The 18,230-nt window shown below is 62.2% G+C and carries 13 protein-coding genes; 11 read left to right on the top strand and 2 right to left on the bottom strand.

Translation table 11 applies throughout. The features are described 5' to 3' along the window. Positions 1 to 91: 91 nt before the first annotated feature. The 7 genes from GOQ28_RS03115 (at position 92) to GOQ28_RS03085 (ending at position 10,111) form a co-directional block, all read left to right on the top strand. Complete coding sequence (locus GOQ28_RS03115; protein WP_336603728.1) at positions 92 to 2,446, top strand: RelA/SpoT family protein; 2,355 nt, start codon at positions 92 to 94, stop codon at positions 2,444 to 2,446. 93 nt (positions 2,447 to 2,539) lie between these two features. Continuing rightward, positions 2,540 to 3,694 (top strand): acetylornithine deacetylase, encoded by a 1,155-nt coding sequence (gene argE, locus GOQ28_RS03110; RefSeq protein WP_160355388.1) that lies wholly within the window; start codon positions 2,540 to 2,542, stop codon positions 3,692 to 3,694. Between the two features lie 213 nt (positions 3,695 to 3,907). After that, positions 3,908 to 5,107: a tryptophan synthase subunit beta gene (trpB, locus tag GOQ28_RS03105; protein WP_160355387.1), complete on the top strand. Its 1,200-nt coding sequence runs from the start codon at positions 3,908 to 3,910 to the stop codon at positions 5,105 to 5,107. A gap of 4 nt (positions 5,108 to 5,111) precedes the next feature. Beyond that, positions 5,112 to 5,972, top strand: coding sequence for a tryptophan synthase subunit alpha (gene trpA, locus GOQ28_RS03100; protein WP_160355386.1), 861 nt, complete (start codon positions 5,112 to 5,114; stop codon positions 5,970 to 5,972). A gap of 33 nt (positions 5,973 to 6,005) precedes the next feature. Beyond that, complete coding sequence (gene accD, locus GOQ28_RS03095; protein ID WP_160350376.1) at positions 6,006 to 6,884, top strand: acetyl-CoA carboxylase, carboxyltransferase subunit beta; 879 nt, start codon at positions 6,006 to 6,008, stop codon at positions 6,882 to 6,884. Positions 6,885 to 7,003: 119 nt separating this feature from the next. After that, positions 7,004 to 7,546, top strand: coding sequence for an acyloxyacyl hydrolase (locus GOQ28_RS03090; protein WP_160355385.1), 543 nt, complete (start codon positions 7,004 to 7,006; stop codon positions 7,544 to 7,546). Between the two features lie 294 nt (positions 7,547 to 7,840). Beyond that, the gene (locus tag GOQ28_RS03085; RefSeq protein WP_160355384.1) at positions 7,841 to 10,111 is read left to right on the top strand and encodes an FdhF/YdeP family oxidoreductase; all 2,271 of its coding nucleotides are present in this window, start codon (positions 7,841 to 7,843) and stop codon (positions 10,109 to 10,111) included. Positions 10,112 to 10,186: 75 nt separating this feature from the next. On the opposite strand, the gene GOQ28_RS03080 is transcribed toward GOQ28_RS03085, so the two are convergent. Continuing rightward, positions 10,187 to 13,588, bottom strand: a complete 3,402-nt coding sequence (locus GOQ28_RS03080; protein WP_160355383.1) for an Rne/Rng family ribonuclease — start codon at positions 13,586 to 13,588, stop codon at positions 10,187 to 10,189. A gap of 536 nt (positions 13,589 to 14,124) precedes the next feature. Between GOQ28_RS03080 and GOQ28_RS03075 the strand changes: the two genes are divergently transcribed. The 4 genes from GOQ28_RS03075 to msrQ all read left to right on the top strand — a co-directional run bounded on the left by GOQ28_RS03075 (position 14,125) and on the right by msrQ (position 17,419). Continuing rightward, positions 14,125 to 15,090 carry an RluA family pseudouridine synthase gene (locus GOQ28_RS03075; protein ID WP_160355382.1) on the top strand — a complete coding sequence of 322 codons (966 nt, stop codon included), beginning with the start codon at positions 14,125 to 14,127 and terminating at the stop codon, positions 15,088 to 15,090. 2 nt (positions 15,091 to 15,092) lie between these two features. Next, positions 15,093 to 15,752 (top strand): HAD family hydrolase, encoded by a 660-nt coding sequence (locus GOQ28_RS03070; RefSeq protein ID WP_160355381.1) that lies wholly within the window; start codon positions 15,093 to 15,095, stop codon positions 15,750 to 15,752. A gap of 91 nt (positions 15,753 to 15,843) precedes the next feature. Next, complete coding sequence (gene msrP, locus GOQ28_RS03065; protein WP_160355380.1) at positions 15,844 to 16,809, top strand: protein-methionine-sulfoxide reductase catalytic subunit MsrP; 966 nt, start codon at positions 15,844 to 15,846, stop codon at positions 16,807 to 16,809. Between the two features lie 13 nt (positions 16,810 to 16,822). Beyond that, positions 16,823 to 17,419, top strand: a complete 597-nt coding sequence (gene msrQ / locus GOQ28_RS03060; protein WP_160350369.1) for a protein-methionine-sulfoxide reductase heme-binding subunit MsrQ — start codon at positions 16,823 to 16,825, stop codon at positions 17,417 to 17,419. Here msrQ and GOQ28_RS03055 read toward each other — a convergent pair. Further along, positions 17,399 to 18,223 (bottom strand): N-acetylmuramoyl-L-alanine amidase, encoded by an 825-nt coding sequence (locus GOQ28_RS03055; RefSeq protein WP_160350368.1) that lies wholly within the window; start codon positions 18,221 to 18,223, stop codon positions 17,399 to 17,401. The two genes, msrQ and GOQ28_RS03055, sit on opposite strands and share 21 nt — an antisense overlap. Between the last annotated feature and the right edge of the window lie 7 nt (positions 18,224 to 18,230).

The following is an 18,230-nucleotide window of genomic DNA, read 5'->3' as shown; positions in this document are numbered from 1 at the left end:
AAATCCTTAATGATTGCGTGCGTACACCTCGACACGCTTGCCGCTTAGTGTAGAGTGTAGGAAAAATTTTGGGCACGTTGCGCCCATCTCAATTGCGATATCCGTGATGCCTGATACGAATGCGTTCTCGCCGTTTGACGACGCATGGCAGCAGCTAGCCGCTGCCGGTCTTGATCCTGCTGATGCTGCCCGCATCTCGGATGCGGTCGCCTGGGCGTTACCGCAATATGGCGATCAGCTCGCGGTGTCGGGTGAGCCCTTGGCTAATCATGCGGCTGGCGTAGTGCGGATACTGGCCGGGCTTCAGTCCGACGCGGCTACCCGGATCGCCGCACTGCTGGTGACCCTGCCGGCGGACTTGTCGGCGCCGGCGCCGCCCTTGCGTAATGATCCCCTGGCTGCCGAGTTCGGCGCGGAGATCGCGCGCTTGGTGCAAGGCGCGCGCGCTCTGTTGCGGTTGGGGCTGATGGCGCGTCACGCCAGCGACAGCGAGGCGGGCTCGGGCGATCAGAAAGAGATGCAGCGCAAGATGCTGCTGGCGATGGCGGCGGATCTGCGCATTGTGCTGATGCGCCTGGCGTCGCGACTGCAGACGCTGCGCTGGCATGCGGCGTCCAAGGTGCCATGCTCGCCGGCATTCGCGCGCGAGACCATGGATCTGTACGCCCCGCTGGCAAACCGGCTGGGCATCTGGCAGGTCAAGTGGGAAATGGAGGATCTGTCGTTTCGCTTTCTGGACCCGGATCGCTATAAGCAGATCGCCAAGCTGCTCGAGGAAAAGCGGGTCGAGCGCGAAGCCTTTATCGCGCATGCCGTCGAACGGTTGCAAACGACCTTGGCGCAGGCGGGCATTCCCGCCGAGGTCAGCGGCCGGCCCAAACATATCTACAGCATCTGGAACAAGATGCGCATCAAGAACCTGGAATTCTCGCAGTTGTACGACCTGCGTGCACTGCGCGTGATCGTCGACGATGTCCGGGCCTGCTATACCGTGCTGGGTATGGTGCACGATATGTGGACGCCTTACTCGGAAGAGTTCGACGACTATATCTCGCGGCCCAAACCCAACGGCTATCGTTCGCTGCATACCGTCGTGACCGACGAGGACGGGCGCCAGTTCGAGATTCAAATCCGTACGCGGGAAATGCACCAGTTCGCCGAATACGGGATGGCGGCCCACTGGCGTTATAAAGAGGCGGGCGCCAAGGGCGGCCAGGTAGAGGCCTCCAGCGACTACGATCGGCAGTTGTCCTGGATGCGTCAGTTGCTGGCTTGGAATTCGGAGATCGAGGCTGGCGATGCCCCCACAGGCACCGGCAACGCCGCGGAGGGACAAGGCGACGAGTCCGGCGGTAACGCGACGACGGGCAGTGCAGGCGCGAGCGAGGGTGGCTCGCCAAACGCGCCAGCCACGCGCGGTCGCCGTCGCACGGCACAACCGATAGCGCAGTCCAGCAACCGGATTTATGTGTTGACCCCCCAGGCCCGGGTCATCGAGCTGCCCGAGGGCGCAACGCCGGTCGATTTTGCCTATCACCTGCACACCGATCTGGGGCATCGCTGCCGCGGCGCGCGCGTGGATGGGCAGATGGTGCCCTTGCAGACCAAGCTTTCGACGGGGCAGACCGTCGAAATCATCGCCGCCAAGGCGGGCAGCCCCTCGCGCGACTGGTTAAACCCGCAACTGGGCTTTCTCGCCAGCCCTCGCGCACGCGCCAAGGTGCGTATGTGGTTCAACGCCATCGAACTGCAGCAGCGCATCAACACCGGCCAGTCCATGGTCGAAAAAGAACTGCAGCGTTTGGGCAAAACGGCGGTCAACCTCGAACAGCTGGCGCAGTCGCTGGGCTTTGCGCGCGCCGATGACTTGTACGTGGCGGTGGCCAAGGATGAATTCAGCCTGCGGCAGATCGATGCTGTTTTTCAGCAGCCCGTGCCGGAGCCCGAGCCCGAAGCCGCCGACTTGGCTAACGCGCACAGCGCCGAGAGCGCGGCACGCAGTGGCAAGAGCGGCGTGCTGGTCGTGGGCGTGGGGTCGCTGTTGACGCAACTCGCGCGCTGCTGCCGTCCCGCGCCGCCGGATGAGATTGCCGGCTTTGTCACGCGTGGGCGCGGGGTCTCGATACACCGCACGAACTGCCATAGTTACAAGGCGCTGGCGGCGCGCGAGCCCGAACGGATCATCGACGTGGCCTGGGGGGATACCTCCGACACGTTCTATCCCGTGGACATCAGCGTACATGCGCAGGATCGCTCCGGCCTGCTGCGCGATTTGTCCGAAGTCTTCGCGCGTCAACGGCTTAATGTGGTGGGGGTGAATACGCAGAGCCGCCAGTCGCTGGCCCATATGATCTTCACGGTCGAGGTGCGCGGTGGCGATTCGCTGACCAAGGCGCTGTCGGCGCTGGCCGAAGTGCCCGGCGTGACCTCTGCTGTGCGGGGATGATGACGGCTGCCTCTATTGGCCACCTGGATACTCCCCATTCGGTGAGCCGCGAATCTCGCCTAAACTCATGTTTTATATGTAGAGGACCATCGCATGGACACGCGCACTTGGCTTGAAACCTTGGTGGGGTTTGACACGACCAGCCGGAATTCGAATCTCGGTTTGATCGAAACCGTCAGGGATCACCTCAAATCGCAAGGGATACAAGCCTGGCTGGCCCATAACGATGATGGCAGCAAGGCCAATCTTTTTGCGACTCTGCCGGCCAGCGATGGTGGCGAGCAAGGTGGCATCGTGCTATCCGGGCATACCGATGTGGTGCCTGTGGATGGGCAGAAATGGTCTACCGATCCGTTCGTGCTGACGGAATCCGACGGGCGTCTGTATGGCCGTGGCACCTGCGACATGAAAGGCTTTATTGCCGCCTCGCTTGCGCTCGTGCCCGAGTTTCTGGCCATGCCACGCAAAAAGCCCATTCATCTGGCGTTTTCCTATGATGAGGAAGTCGGCTGCGTCGGCGCGCCCGTCATGCTGGCCGAGCTGCGCGATCGCGGCATCCGCCCCGATGGCTGCGTGGTGGGCGAACCCACGGGCATGCAGGTCGTGGTGGCGCACAAAGGCATTAACCTCTATCGCTGCTGCGTGCAGGGCAAAGCCTCGCATTCTTCGCTGACTCCGCGGGGCTGCAACGCAATCGAATACGCCGCGCGCCTGATTTGCCGCATCCGGGATGTAGCCGATGCCTTCAAGGCGAATGGCCCTTACGACGAGTTCTACGACGTTCCCTATTCGACCCTGACGACGAACCTGATCCAGGGCGGTATCGCGGTCAATACCATTCCGGATCGCTGCGAGTTCTCGTATGAGTTCCGCAATCTGCCGGGCACGCCCGCCGATGCGATCCAGGCCGAGATCGAAAACTATATTCAGGGAACGCTGCTGCCCGCCATGCGCGCGGAGTACGAAGACGCTCAAATCGACATTCGAGTGGGCGCGCAGGCTCCTGGCCTGGATGCGTCCGAAGCGGCGGCGATTACCCAATTGGTGCGCGCGCTTACCGAGGACCGCACCACCCGCAAGGTGGCGTATGGCACCGAAGCCGGCCTGTTCCAGGCGCTCGGCGTCCCCACCGTGGTCTGCGGGCCGGGCCACATCGATAATGCGCATCGGCCGGACGAGTTCGTGGCCCTGGATCAGTTGGCATCCTGCGAGCGCTTTTTGCGCCGCTTGGGTCAATCCCTGGCCTGATTGGTCGTCGCGGGCAACCCAAAGGGCCGTGCAGGGCGCCTCAACCCCGCGTTCGACGACGCGGGTTTTGGGCGGCGAGATATGGCGCGGCATGTCCGTCGCCTGTTAAAACCCCAGGTTTGCCGGCCGGATCCCGCCCTCGGGTAAAATGATCGGTTGCGAAGCGGGTACACGGGCGAATGTGTCGTCTGTCTACCGCCCAGGAGATACCAGGTGAATTTTTACGACCTTCCGGATGCCAAGGGCCATTTTGGTCCCTACGGTGGCGTGTTCGTCGCGGAAACGCTGATCCATGCCTTGGATGAGCTGCGCGCGGCCTATGAGCAATGCCGCGTGGATCCCGCGTTCATCGAGAAGTTCAACTACGAGCTGCGGCACTTCGTTGGCCGTCCCAGCCCTGTCTATCATGCCGAGCGCTGGTCGCGCGAGCTGGGTGGCGCGCAGATCTGGTTCAAGCGCGAGGACCTCAATCACACGGGCGCGCACAAGGTCAATAACTGTATTGGTCAGGCCTTGCTCGCCCGTCACATGGGCAAGCCGCGCGTGATCGCCGAGACGGGCGCCGGCCAGCACGGCGTGGCCACGGCGACCGTGGCAGCGCGCTATGGCATGGAATGCGTGGTCTACATGGGCAGTGAAGATGTCCGCCGTCAGGCCTCCAATGTCTATCGCATGAAACTGCTGGGCGCGACCGTGGTGCCTGTCGAGTCGGGTTCGCGCACATTGAAAGACGCGCTGAACGAAGCGATGCGTGACTGGGTCACCAACATCGAGAACACCTTCTACATCATCGGCACGGTGGCGGGTCCCGATCCCTATCCCCGCATGGTGCGCGACTTCCAGACCGTCATTGGTAACGAGTGCATTGAACAGATGCCGCGCGATGCCGGCCGTCAGCCCGATTACGTGGTGGCGGCGGTGGGCGGAGGTTCGAACGCAATGGGTATTTTCCATCCCTACATACCCTACGAAGACGTCAAGCTGATCGGTGTCGAGGCGGCGGGCGAGGGAATGGAAACCGGCCGTCATGCCGCGTCTTTGGCGGCAGGTCAGGTCGGCGTGCTGCATGGCAATCGTACCTACATCATCCAGAACGCTGACGGCCAGGTGATGGATACCCATTCGGTTTCCGCAGGCCTGGATTATCCCGGCGTCGGTCCCGAGCACGCCTGGCTGAAAGACAGCGGCCGCGCCGAATACGTGGGCATCAGCGACGACGAGGCCCTGGCGGCCTTTCACGATTGCTGCCGCATCGAGGGCATCATGCCTGCGCTGGAGTCCTCGCACGCCATCGCCCAAGCCGTCAAAATGGCGCCCACGCTGCCCAAGGACAAAATCATTCTGGTCAACTTGTCGGGCCGTGGCGACAAAGACATGCACACCGTCGCCGAGCGCGCGGGCATTCAACTGTGACACCATGACTACCCGAATCGACCGTATCGCAGCCGCGTTCTCCCGAGTCGCCGAATCCGGCCGGTCGGCAGCGCTGATTCCCTACATCGCCGCCGGTGATCCGTCGCCCGCGGCTACCGTGCCGCTCATGCACGCGCTGACGCAAGCCGGCGCCGACATCATCGAGCTGGGCGTGCCGTTTTCCGATCCCATGGCGGATGGCCCGGTGATTCAGCGCGCCGCCGAGCGTGCAATCGCCCAGGGCGTGGGCCTGCCCCGCGTGCTCGAACTCGTCGCGGAATTTCGCAAAACCGACACGGATACGCCTGTGGTGCTCATGGGCTATGCGAACCCGATCGAACGCATGGGACAACAGGCCTTTGCCAGCGCCGCACAAGCGGCCGGGGTGGACGGTGTGCTCGTGGTCGACTATCCGCCCGAGGAAGTCGATACCTTCGCGGGTCAATTGGAAGCCTGCGGGATTGCGCCCATCTTCCTCTTGGCGCCTACCTCTACCGAGGACCGTATACAGGCCGTCTCGCGTGTTGCGCGCGGCTATGTTTACTATGTGTCGCTCAAGGGTGTGACCGGTGCTGGCAGTTTGAACACCGACGATGTGGCTCAGCGCGTGGCCTTGATTAAACGCCACGTCAGCGTGCCCGTGGGCGTGGGCTTTGGCATTCGCGATGCCAAGAGCGCTCAGCGTATCGCGGGTTGCGCCGATGCGGTCGTGATCGGCACCAAACTCATCGAAACCCTGGAGCTGGCGGCCGCGACCGCGCCTGCCGGCCAACAGTCCGAGACCGCCATCGCCGCGGCTGGCCAATGGCTGGCCGGCATCCGTCAGGCACTCGATCAAGTCAAACGAAACCCCGTCACGGCCTGAGGCCTGAGCGCGGTTTCTTCATGGAAAAAGACAATGAGCTGGATTGATAAACTCCTGCCGCCACGCATCAACAAGTCCAACGAGAACAACGCCCGCCGCGTGCCCGAGGGCTTGTGGGTGAAATGCCCGTCGTGCGAATCGGTGCTGTATAGCGAGGACCTCGCCGCGAACCTGCATGTGTGTCCCAAATGCGACCATCACATGCGTATCGGTTCGCGCGCGCGCCTGGACTCGCTGCTCGATGTCGAAGGACGCGTCGAGATCGGCCAGAACACCCGTTCAGTCGATTCGCTGAAGTTCAAGGACACGCGCAAATATCCGGAGCGTGTCGCCGAGGCGATCAAGCACACCGGCGAAACCGATGCGCTGGTGGTCATGAGCGGCAGCATCCGTGGCGTCCCGGCCGTGGTTGCATGCTTCGAATTCGAATTCATGGGCGGTTCGATGGGTTCGGTCGTGGGCGAGCGATTCGCCCGTGGCGCGCAAGCGGCTCTGGATAACAAGACACCGTTTGTCTGCGTGGCCGCCTCGGGTGGCGCACGTATGCAGGAAAGCTTGCTGTCGCTGATGCAGATGGCCAAGACCAACGCCATGCTCACGCGTCTGTCGGCGGCTGGCTTGCCGTTCATCAGCGTTCTGACGGACCCCACCATGGGGGGTGTATCGGCCAGCTTCGCCTTCATGGGCGATGTGGTGATCGCGGAACCGAAGGCCTTGATCGGCTTTGCCGGTCCGCGCGTGATCGAACAGACCGTGCGAGAAAAACTCCCCGAGGGCTTCCAGCGCGCGGAGTTCCTGTTGCAGAAGGGCGCCATCGATATGGTGGTCGACCGTCGCCAGTTGCGCGAGGAAATCGCGCGTCTGCTCGCCCTGTTGACCGACCAGCCGGCGGATGTGGTGGCTGCGGCCTGAGGTGTTTGCCTATTGGGACAAGTGCTGAATTTTACGTAAGTGTTGTCCCGCCCACACAAGCTGCGGGCGGAGCTTCGAATTTCTGATAAGTTACTCCAAGCACCCAATTAGGAGTCTTCATGCTGAACTTCAAGAACAATAACTTCCGCACGGCCGTGGCCGCTGTATCGTTGGCTGGTCTGGCATTCTCCGCACAGGCACATGAACCGCAGGGCGGCATTGGCTTGCACTATGGCGTGGGCGATCATTATTCGCGCACGGAGCTGGTGTATGAGACGCCGTCCATCGAGCTATACCGATTCGACAGCAATTGGGGTCACATTGATCTGAACGGCGAATTCGGTGCGGCCTATTGGAAGGCGAACGGCTCGCGCAGCCCCAGCAACGTCTGGCAATTCAACGCCATCCCGATGTTCCGCTGGTGGATGGGCGAGCGCTTCTATGTGGAAGCCGGTATTGGTGCGACGGCATTTACTCGCACGCGATTCGCCGACGAGAATATCAGCACGGCTTTCCAGTTTGGCGATCACATCGGCCTGGGCTTTCTTGCCACGCCGAACAATCGCTTCGGGCTGCGTTATTCGCATTATTCGAATGCCGGCATCAAACGCCCCAATCCTGGCTTGGACGTTGTTCAGCTGACCTATACCTATCAGTTTTAAGCACCGGTGCGTGGGCGGTAAGGCCTACGCAACGACGCGACGCAACACCGCCTGTGAATCAACCCGGCTTCGTGCCGGGTTTTTTGTATTCGGATGGCTAGGTGATCGAAATTGCAGCCGTAACCTTTCGTAAGCAGTTATGATGCATTGAGAAAGGAGCGATTCCTCGCAGGATGTCTTGCGTGAGGCAAAAACCGGAGTCGCCTGCTTATTTACCGAAGGGCCGAGGTGCGTCTCATGGCGAGGCGCCTGGCGTCCGTTAATCAACCGCATTAACCTTCACCAGAACCTGCTATGACTGAACGCGACCTGAGCGGTATCCGCTCCTACCACATGCCCGCTGGCGGTTGGGGAGCCTTGAAGGCGACGGCCGTCGCCATCGCTGAACAAATGAGTGCCGGCAAGGCGCCCAAGCTGCTGTTGCAGACCAACCAGCCCGAGGGCTTCGATTGCCCCGGCTGTGCGTGGCCGGACAAGCATAGCCAGTCCACATTCCAGTTCTGTGAGAACGGCGCCAAGGCTGTGACCTGGGAAGCGACCAAGCGCCGTGTCGGCCCTGAGTTCTTTGCGCAGCATACGGTCACCGAGCTGCTGACCTGGAGCGATCACGATCTGGAAAACGCCGGGCGTCTGACGCATCCGATGCGCTACGATGCCGCCACGGATAAATACGTGCCGGTGTCCTGGAACGAGGCATTCGCAAGGATCGGCCACGTCTTACAGGCTCAGACCGATAAATCGGGGGTCGAACTCTACACCTCTGGCCGCGCGTCGAATGAGGCGTCGTTTCTGTTCAGTATCTTCGGACGCGAGTACGGCAGCAACAACTTCGCCGACTGCTCCAATATGTGCCATGAGCCGACCAGCGTCGGCCTGCCGAAAGTCATCGGCCAGGGCAAGGGCAGTGTCTCGCTGGACGATTTCGATCAATGCGATCTAATCATCAGTGTGGGTCATAACCCCGGCACCAATCACCCCCGCATGATGGGTCCGCTGCATGACTGTGCGCGTCGCGGTGTGCCGATTGTGGTGCTCAATCCGCTGCGCGAGCGGTCGCTGGAGCGTTTTGCCGATCCGCAAGACCCCATCGAAATGGGTAGTCTCAGCTCGACGCGTATCGCCTCGAACTACTATCAGGTGAAAGTCGGCGGCGATGCCGCGGCGTTCAAAGGCATCATGAAGGCGCTGGTCGAACGCGATGCCGCGCAGCCGGGTATCTTGGACCACGAATTCATCGCCCAGCATACGCATGGCTTTGACGCGTTCCGCGCGGATCTGGAAGCCACCTCCTGGGAAGAGATCGAACGTCATAGCGGTTTGACCCGCGATCAGCTTCAGGAAATCGCCGGCATTTACGCCCAGGCGAATCGCGTGATCCTGACCTATGGAATGGGCCTGACGCAGCACAGCACCGGTGCGCACAACGTTCAGCAGGCGACCGCGCTCTTGTTGATGCGAGGCAATATCGGCAAGCCGGGCGCGGGCATTTGCCCCTTGCGCGGCCACTCGAACGTGCAAGGTAACCGTACCGTCGGCATTACCGAATTGATTGATCCGGTCATGTTCGACCGCATCGAGCAGACGTTTGGGTTCCGTCCGCCCGCCAAGCCCGGCCACAATGCCGTCAATACGCTACGCGCCATGAGCAGCGGCGAGAGCAAGGTGCTGATCTGTCTGGGGGGCAATTTCGCCATCGCCATGCCCGATCCGGAACGCGCCGGGCAGGCCATGCGCGGGCTGGAGCTGACCGTACACCTGAACACCAAACTCAATCGTTCGCATCTGCTGGTTGGCAAAGAGGTGTATATCCTGCCGGTACTGGGCCGCACCGAACTCGACATTCAGGGCGGCGTCGCGCAAGCCGTGACGGTCGAGGATTCGATGTCCATGGTGCACGCTTCGCGCGGCAAACTCACGCCCGCCTCCGAATGGCTGCGTTCCGAACCCGCCATCATCGCCGGGATTGCGCAAGCTGCGCTGCCCAATAGCCGCGTGCCATGGGCGCATCTCGTCGAGGATTACGACCGCATCCGCGATTTGATCGAGAAAATCTACCCTGATTTCCACGACTACAACGCTCGCATCCGTAAACCGGGTGGCTTCCGGCTGTCTCTGCCCGCGACCGAACGCGTGTGGAAGACGCCATCGGGCAAGGCGGAATTCCTGATATTCCAAGGCTTGGATGAAGATCCCGTCTACCCCGATGCGCTCAAGCTCACCACCTTGCGTAGTCATGATCAGTACAACACCACCATCTACGGCATGGACGATCGGTACCGTGGGGTGTTCGGACGGCGCGATGTGCTCTTTATGAATGCGCAGGACATGCAACGCCTGGGCATCGAACATGGCCAACGTGTCCAGATCAACACGGCGCTCAATGGTGAAACGCATCGTTGCCTGTCGCTGACGGCGATCGCCCATGACATTGCCGCCGGCTCGGTGGGGGCGTATTTCCCTGAGGCCAACAATTTGTGCCCGTTGGATTACCAGGATCCGATCAGTGGCATCCCCTGCTATAAGTCGATTCCGGTGCAGATCCGGAAAGTGTCAGCCGAAGCTTGATGCAGTCTCACTAGTGACCCCCCCAATGACAAACGCCGGCAATTGCCGGCGTTTGTCATGGTGCTTACGCTGCGTTTATTGGCGCTGCGTTTCTACCTGTACCAACGTGACGTTCGCCACGGGAGCCACGGGCTTGCGTTCGCGACCCAGGCGTACCGGAGTCGACGCGGCGGCGATGCGCTGCTGCGTTTGCGCCAGACGCTCGGGGTCCGTTTCCACCCACTTCAGGCCGGCGGATTGCACGACGGCGTGCAGGTCCTGCTTGGTAGCAGTGCCGGGCAAGATGATGTCCTGCGAGGCCCCTGGCGTCACGACTGCGGGCGCGGCGGCTTTATCGGCCGATGCCTCGGTCGTTGCAGGGACCGGGGTCGCGGCAGGAGACGCTACCTCAGCACCTTGCTCCGTAGCGGCGCTGTCGGTGGCAGGGAAGGCCTTGACCGGCTCGGACACCGGGAAGGTGTTCGAGGTGTCAGCTTGCTGCGCCGGTGTGATGACCGTAGCCGAGAGAGGCTCATTTGAACCCTGCGCCGGCTGGGTCGCTTCCTGTGCAGGAGAGGTCTCCGTTACATCGGAACCCGCTTGCACGTTCGCCGGTTGCTCCGTTTCGGGCGTCGCTGCGTCGGTGGTGGCCGTCTGGACACGTTCTTCGGTCGCGACAGGCGCCTTGTCGCCAGTTTCCACTGACACGGCGGGCGCAGTCGTAGCCTCAGGTGCAACGGCAGTTGCGGCCGAGATGTCGGCTTCGCTGGCAGCGGCCGGAGTCGAGGCGGCGGCGTGAGTGCTATCCGCACGGGCCGCGGCGGCTGTTTCAACGGCGGTCGGGGTGGCCGGTGCGTCGGTTGCAGGCGTCGACGCCGGTGCAGCGGGTGCTGCTGACGCCACCGCAGGGGCGGTTGTAGCGGTCTGAGAAGACGATTCCGAGGCTGCGGGCACGGCCGCTGGGGCAGCGTCACCTTGAGCCGGCGCAGCCACAGGCGCTTGGCCTTCAGCCGAGACGACGGCTTGGACCGGCGAAGCGTCCACCGTCAATTCCTCACCCGTTTGATCGTCGCTACCTTGTGCCACTTGGTCTTCCTGACCACGGCGGCCACGACGGCTGCGACGACGACGGCGCTTGCGCTCCGGATCGCCGGTGCCTTCAGCACCCTGGTTTTCCGTCGATTGATCGTCGGCATCGATGCTGTCGACGGCTTGCGTCGTGTCTTCGGCATCGGCCGAAGCGGAACGGGCAACGTCAGCGGCGGCGCGCGACGGCTCGACCGAAGCCACCGTTTCGACGGACTGCGGCGTGGCGGCGCCTACCGGGGCTGCCACGCCGGCAGCGGCCACTACAGTCGCGTCCTGCTCGTTCAGCTCCAGATCCTGTTGTTGAGCGTCCTCGCGGCGGTTACGGCCACGACCGCGACGGCTGCGCGGACCGCGGTTCGATTCCTCAACGGACGCGTCCGTCGCCGGAGCGCGGTCATTGCGCTGGTTATCGCGTTCGTTGCGCGCTGCGGCGTCGTTCTCCACACGGTTGCTGTCGCGCTCGGCGCGGGCAGGGCGCTCAGAACGCTCATCTTGACGGCGGTTGCCGCGCTGCTGTTGGCGGCTCTGGCCTTCGGTTGCCTCGGTGGTTTCCGTGGTTTGGCGTGCCTCGCCGTTGCGGCGCTGGCGGTTGCGGTCCGAACCTTGACGATCGCCACGGCGGTCCTGTCCGTCGGAGCGTCGGTTGCCCCGGGCGGAGCCGTTGCGCTTGGTTTCTTCCTTGACCGGTGCGGGGGCGGTGGCCGGAGTGCCGCTGATCCAGCTGATAAAGCGCTTGATCAGACCGCCCAGGCTGAATCCTGCTTCGGCCGGCTGCGCGACGGGGGTGGGGGGCGACACGGGAGCAGGTTGCGAGGGCGTGATGCCCTTGACCAATGCTTCCGGACGCGCTTTGACTTCTTGGTCGCGGGGCGCCCAGGTCAATTCCTCGGCGGGCGCGTCGGCCAGCTCGAAACTGGTTTTGACTTCTTCCAGACGCGGATCGTCGTGACGCAGACGTTCCAGGTGGTGATGCGGCGTTTCCAGGTGCTTGTTGGGGATCAGCACCAGATTGACCTTCAGGCGGGCTTCCATCTTGGTGATGTCGGACCGCTTTTCGTTCAGCAGATAGGTCGCCACGTCCACCGGCACCTGTGCGTGCACGGCGGCGGTGTTTTCCTTCATGGCTTCTTCCTGCAGCAGGCGCAGGACGTGCAGGGCGCTCGATTCGGCGTCGCGGATCACGCCGGTGCCGTTACAACGCGGGCAGGTGATGTGCGAGCCTTCGTTCAAGGCCGGGCGCAGACGCTGACGCGACAGCTCCATCAGGCCGAAACGGGAAATCTTGCCCATCTGGACACGCGCGCGATCGAAATGCAGGGCATCACGCAGGCGCTGTTCGACGGCGCGCTGGTTCTTGCTGTCCTCCATATCGATAAAGTCGATAACGATCAGACCGCCCAAGTCGCGCAGGCGCAGCTGGCGGGCGACTTCGTCGGCGGCCTCCAGGTTGGTGCGCAGGGCCGTTTCCTCGATGTCGGCGCCACGGGTCGAGCGCGCCGAGTTCACGTCCACGGCGACCAGCGCCTCGGTGTGGTCGATCACCACGGCGCCGCCCGAGGGCAGCTGTACCGTACGGGAATAAGCGGTTTCGATCTGGTGCTCGATCTGGAAACGCGAGAACAGCGGGATATCGTCGCGATAGCGTTTGACGCGCTGGACATTGTCCGGCATCACCACGCTCATAAAAGCGGTGGCTTGATCGGCGATCTCGTCGGTATCAATCAGGATCTCGCCGATTTCTGGCGAGAAATAGTCGCGAATGGCGCGGATAACCAGGCTGGATTCGAGGTAGATCAGGATCGGCGCGGCATTGTCGCGCGCGGCCGAATCGATCGCCGTCCACAACTGCATCAGGTAGGATAAGTCCCACTGCAGCTCTTCGACGCTGCGGCCGATGCCGGCGGTGCGGGCGATGATGCTCATGCCTTGCGGCACTTGCAGCTGCTCCATCGTGTCACGCAGCTCTTGGCGGTCTTCGCCTTCCACGCGGCGCGAAACGCCACCGCCACGCGGGTTGTTGGGCATCAAGACCAGGTAACGGCCAGCCAGCGAGATAAACGTGGTCAGCGCCGCGCCCTTGTTGCCGCGCTCTTCTTTTTCGACCTGAACAATCAGTTCCTGGCCTTCGCGCAGGGCATCCTGGATGCGGGCGCTGCGGACATCGACGCCTTCTTTAAAGTAACTGCGGGCGACTTCTTTGAAGGGGAGAAAACCGTGACGATCTTCGCCGTAGTTGACAAAGCAGGCCTCGAGGCCGGGTTCGATGCGGGTGATGACGCCTTTGTAAATGTTGCCTTTGCGCTGTTCGCGGCCGGCGGTTTCGATGTCGAGATCGATGAGCTTTTGCCCATCGACAATTGCAACGCGCAGTTCTTCCTGGTGCGTTGCATTGAACAGCATGCGCTTCATGAGTGGTGTTCTCCGTTGTCATGACGCGCCGATATCGGCGCGTGACCCCGGGTCACTCGAGCTGCGGCCTGAAGCTGGCAAGAAATTCAAACGTTAAACGGCCGCCGGGCAGAGCCCAGGCTGCGCCGCCGCCGGTCAGGCGGGCACAGCGTGCCTACGGGCACGAGGTTCTGTCAGCAGGAGAGTCAGTTTCACGAAGAGGTTGACGGAAAGGATTGCTGTGAACGACAGATGCGGCGAACGATCAGCCTGCGCGCACCTGGTGCTTTTTAATACGCGAAAATTCTTACAGTTCTTCAGAGCCGCTTGCGGCAGGCAACGACTGAGCCTGAACAGCGGGCAAAAAGTGCCACGCCACTGTCCGGCAAAGCGCGGTTGCGCCGGCGACCGAGAGACCCCGGAGCTGAATTAGCAGGCGACGGTACAATGACGGCGCGCGTGCTCGACGGAGACGCGTTGTTGCATCTCTACGCCGGGCGGCGTGTTCCCCGTTGTTCAGCCCCCGATGTTCAGCCCCTCAAGGCTGTCCCGATTATATGTCGCTTTCCGTAATGCGCAAAGAAACCCCTGCCTCCACTGCAAGTCCCGCCGTGCGCCTCGTCGAGGTCGGCCCCGAACACGAGGGTCAGCGCATTGATAATTTTCTGTTACGCCTGTGCAAAGGCGTGCCCAAGACGCATATCTATAAAGCCATCCGGGGCGGCGAAGTTCGGGTGAATAAAGGGCGTATCCAAGCGGATTACCGGGTGGCCGTGGGCGATGTGGTGCGCGTGCCGCCCTTTCGCATGCCCGCGCCGGATCAGCCGCGGCCAGTGCCGGCCGCGGAGTTCCCCGTGGTGTTCGAAGATGACGCCATGCTGGTCATCGACAAACCCGCCGGTGTCGCCGTGCATGGCGGCAGTGGCGTGTCGTTCGGCGTGATCGAACAGTTGCGCGCGGCGCGCCCCGGGGCAAAATTCCTTGAGCTCGTTCACCGGCTGGATCGCGAAACGTCGGGGCTATTGATGGTCGCGAAAAAGCGCAGCGCCTTGCTGGCCCTGCACGCCATGCTGCGCGAAGGCAAGGGCGGCAAACACTATCTCGCCCTGGTCGAAGGCGACTGGGTCAACGAACGCCAGCACATCCGCATGGCGCTGACCAAATGGACGACGCAATCCGGCGAGCGCCGCGTGCGTCCCGACCCCGATGGTCAGCCCGCCCACACGATCGTGACGCTGCAGCAGCGTTTTGGCGGCTACAGTTTGCTCGACGCCGAACTGCGTAGCGGTCGCACGCACCAGATCCGCGTGCATCTGGCCGCCAGTGGCTATCCCATTGTCGGGGACGACAAGTATGGAAGGGACGAAACGCGCGCTCAGTTCGCCCGTCAGGGTTTTACCCGTATGTTTTTGCACGCGCACCAATTAACCTTGCCGCATCCCTTGACCGGGGAAACGCTCACATTGACGGCGCCCCTGCCGGCAGCATGCCGCAAGCTCTTGCAGCAGTTGGAGAATAAATAATTATGTCGTCGTACTCGCTGGTGGTGTTCGATTGGGACGGAACGCTGATGGATTCCACCCACGGCATCGTCTCGGCCATTCAAGGCGCCTGTCGCGATCTGGAATTGCCCGTGCCTTCCGCCTCCGAGGCCAGCTGGGTCATCGGTTTGTCGCTGGAAAGCGCTTTGCGCCGCGCCGTGCCCCAGCTCACCCAGGCCATGCTGCCACGTTTTCTCGAGCGTTATCGGACGCATTATTTGCTGCGTGACCCTGATTTGCAGCTTTTTGACGGCATCCAGCCGCTGTTGGGCGAATTGGCAGCCAAGAACGTGCGGCTGGCGGTCGCGACAGGCAAGAGCCGGGTAGGGCTGAATCGTGTCCTGGCCGCCACCGGTCTGCGCAATGTGTTCGACGCGACACGAACCGCCGACGAAACATTTTCTAAACCTCATCCCGCCATGTTGCAAGAACTCATGGCCGAATTAGATGTCGAACCCGAGCACGTGATCATGGTGGGCGACACCTCGCACGACTTGAATATGGCGACCAATGCCGGTGTGCACGGCCTGGGCGTCACCTATGGCGCTCACAGTCCCAAGGAACTGCTGGAGTGCGTGCCACAGGCCGTCGTGGACGATGTGCCGGCTCTGCGGGAGTGGTTGTTGCCTCGCGTGGGCGGCTGAACTCCCGATTTCCTGGCCCGCCCGGCCGCGATCACTGGCAGTTGTTTATCCATAACAGGCAGCGCTTGGGCGCGCCTCAGGAGAGCAGGTCATGTTGATACGCAAACCGGGTCACGACCCTTTGTCGTCCGAAATCACGCCGGAAGCCGTCTGGCAGTCGCGTCGGGAATGGATGGCGCGCGCCGCCACGATCGCCGCGGCGGCCGGCCTGTCATCCTGGGCGAATCGCCAGGCGTTCGCGCAAGCCCCCGATGCCTTACCCGCCAAGCCAAATGGGGCGTATTCGGTCATGGACAAGCCGACCGAATTGAAGGACATCACCTCCTATAACAACTACTACGAGTTCGGGGTCGACAAAGATCAGCCCGCTCGTTACGCCGAAAAATTGCAGACTCGCCCGTGGACCGTGTCGGTCGAAGGCGAAGTCGTGCAGCCCAAGACATTCGACATCGATACGCTGCTCAAGCTCGCTCCGCTAGAAGAGCGCGTCTATCGCCTGCGCTGTGTCGAGGGATGGTCGATGGTGATTCCGTGGGTCGGCTATTCACTGGCGAACCTGCTCAAACAGGTCGAGCCCACGGGCAACGCGAAATATGTGGAATTCACCACCGTGGTGCAAAAGGACAATATGCCGCGCCTGCGTTATCCGGTGCTAGATTGGCCTTACGTCGAAGCGCTACGTCTGGACGAGGCCATGCACCCATTGACCATGCTGGTGTTCGGCTTATATGGGAAAGTCTTGCCCAATCAGAATGGCGCGCCGCTGCGTCTGGCCGTGCCTTGGAAGTATGGCTTCAAATCCGCCAAGTCCTTGGTGCGCATCCGTCTGGTCGAGCAGCAGCCCACCAGCTCCTGGATGCAGGCCGCGCCCAGTGAATACGGGTTTTACGCCAACGTGAACCCCGATGTTCCCCATCCTCGTTGGAGTCAGGCGACCGAGCGACGCATCGGGGAGGGCGGTTTTTTCACGCCCAAGCGCAAGACACTGTTATTCAATGGCTACGGCGATCAGGTGGCATCCCTCTATCAGGGGATGGACTTGCGTGCCAATTATTGAGGCAGGCACGCCCATGAAGCAATGGTCAGCGCAGACGGTCGCGCGCTATAAGCCCGTCTTGTTCGCAGCCGGGCTGTTTCCGCTGGCGCGATGGATTTGGCTGGGCTGGCATGACGCCCTGACGGCGAATCCGATTGAGTTCCTGACCCGATCTTCGGGCACCTGGGCGCTAGTCTGCCTGTTGGTCACCCTGGCCATTACGCCGCTGCGCCGGATCCTGCACCAGCCCGCGTTGGTGCGGCTGCGGCGCGCATGTGGGTTATTTGCGTTCTTTTACGCGCTTTTGCACGTGATTGCGTGGGTCTGGTGGGATAGGGGGTTGGATATTTCGGCCATGATCCAGGATGTGTGGGAAAGACCGTTCATCACGGCCGGCTTCGTGGCGTTTATCTGCATGACGGCGCTGGCGCTTACCTCGACGCAAGGGGCCATGCGCCGGCTGGGCAAGCGCTGGCAGACCCTGCACCGGCTGATCTATCTGTTAGGCGTACTGGCGATCGTGCATCTGTGGTGGCACAAGGCGGGCAAGAACGACTTTGAGCAGCCGCTCATTTACGGTGCCGTGCTTGCCCTGTTGCTTGGCTGGCGCTTAGTTGCGCGGTTCAAGTAGCGCCATCATGATCGCGGCGGTTTCCGCGTCGGGCTTGCCTTGGTAGTCGTGGGGGCGGTAGTGCATCTGGAATGCCGCCAGCACGTTTTTGGTTTCGCGGTCCAGCTTTCCGGTCTGCGGGCAGGCATAGCCCAGCAGCTCCAGCTGCCGCTGGAACCAGGCGATGTCCGGCACGCCTTGCTGTTGCAGACTGACCCAGTACGTCGCCGCCCGCGCCTCGTCATACCAGCGGCCGATCCCTGCCTGCGCGAGTCGTTTCCAGGGAAATAACGGTCCCGGATCCGTCTTGCGTTGGGGCGCAATATCACTATGGCCGACGATATTTTCCGGCTTTACGCCATGGCGGGCGATCAGATCCTTGAGCAGCAAGATCAACGCTTGAATCTGATTTTCGCTGTAAGGCTCCCACGTGGCTTGGCCCTGCGGCAGATCGGTGCGGCCCTGGTTGACCAGCTCGATGCCGATCGAGACCGGATTCACCGACACCTGCTTGAACCAGCGGCTCTCTCCCGCATGCCACGCCGTGCGCGATTCATCCACCAATCGATACACCTGAGGACGCGGCGTATCGGTGATCAGGTAGTGCGAACTGACGTTGCCCTGAGACAGCAGCCTGAGCGATACCTCGTTGTTGGCCGAGGTGTAATGCAGCACGATGTAGCGCACCCGACTGTCCTGGCTGACGGCGCGGATCGAGTCATCGATTCGCAGCGAGGTCGGCGCGCGCGGCGCGGCGCAGCCGGCCAGAGCGAGCGTCAGTGACGCGCACAGCAGGGCGGGCCACCTTAATAAGGTTTGAGTCATATTGCCG

Origin of the sequence: Bordetella sp. 02P26C-1, from assembly GCF_009763255.1 — a bacterium.
In the GTDB taxonomy this organism is placed as follows: Bacteria; Pseudomonadota; Gammaproteobacteria; order Burkholderiales; family Burkholderiaceae_B; genus Bordetella_A.
Note: the sequence above shows the minus strand (reverse complement) of the source record. Positions and strands in the feature narration are given on the sequence as shown.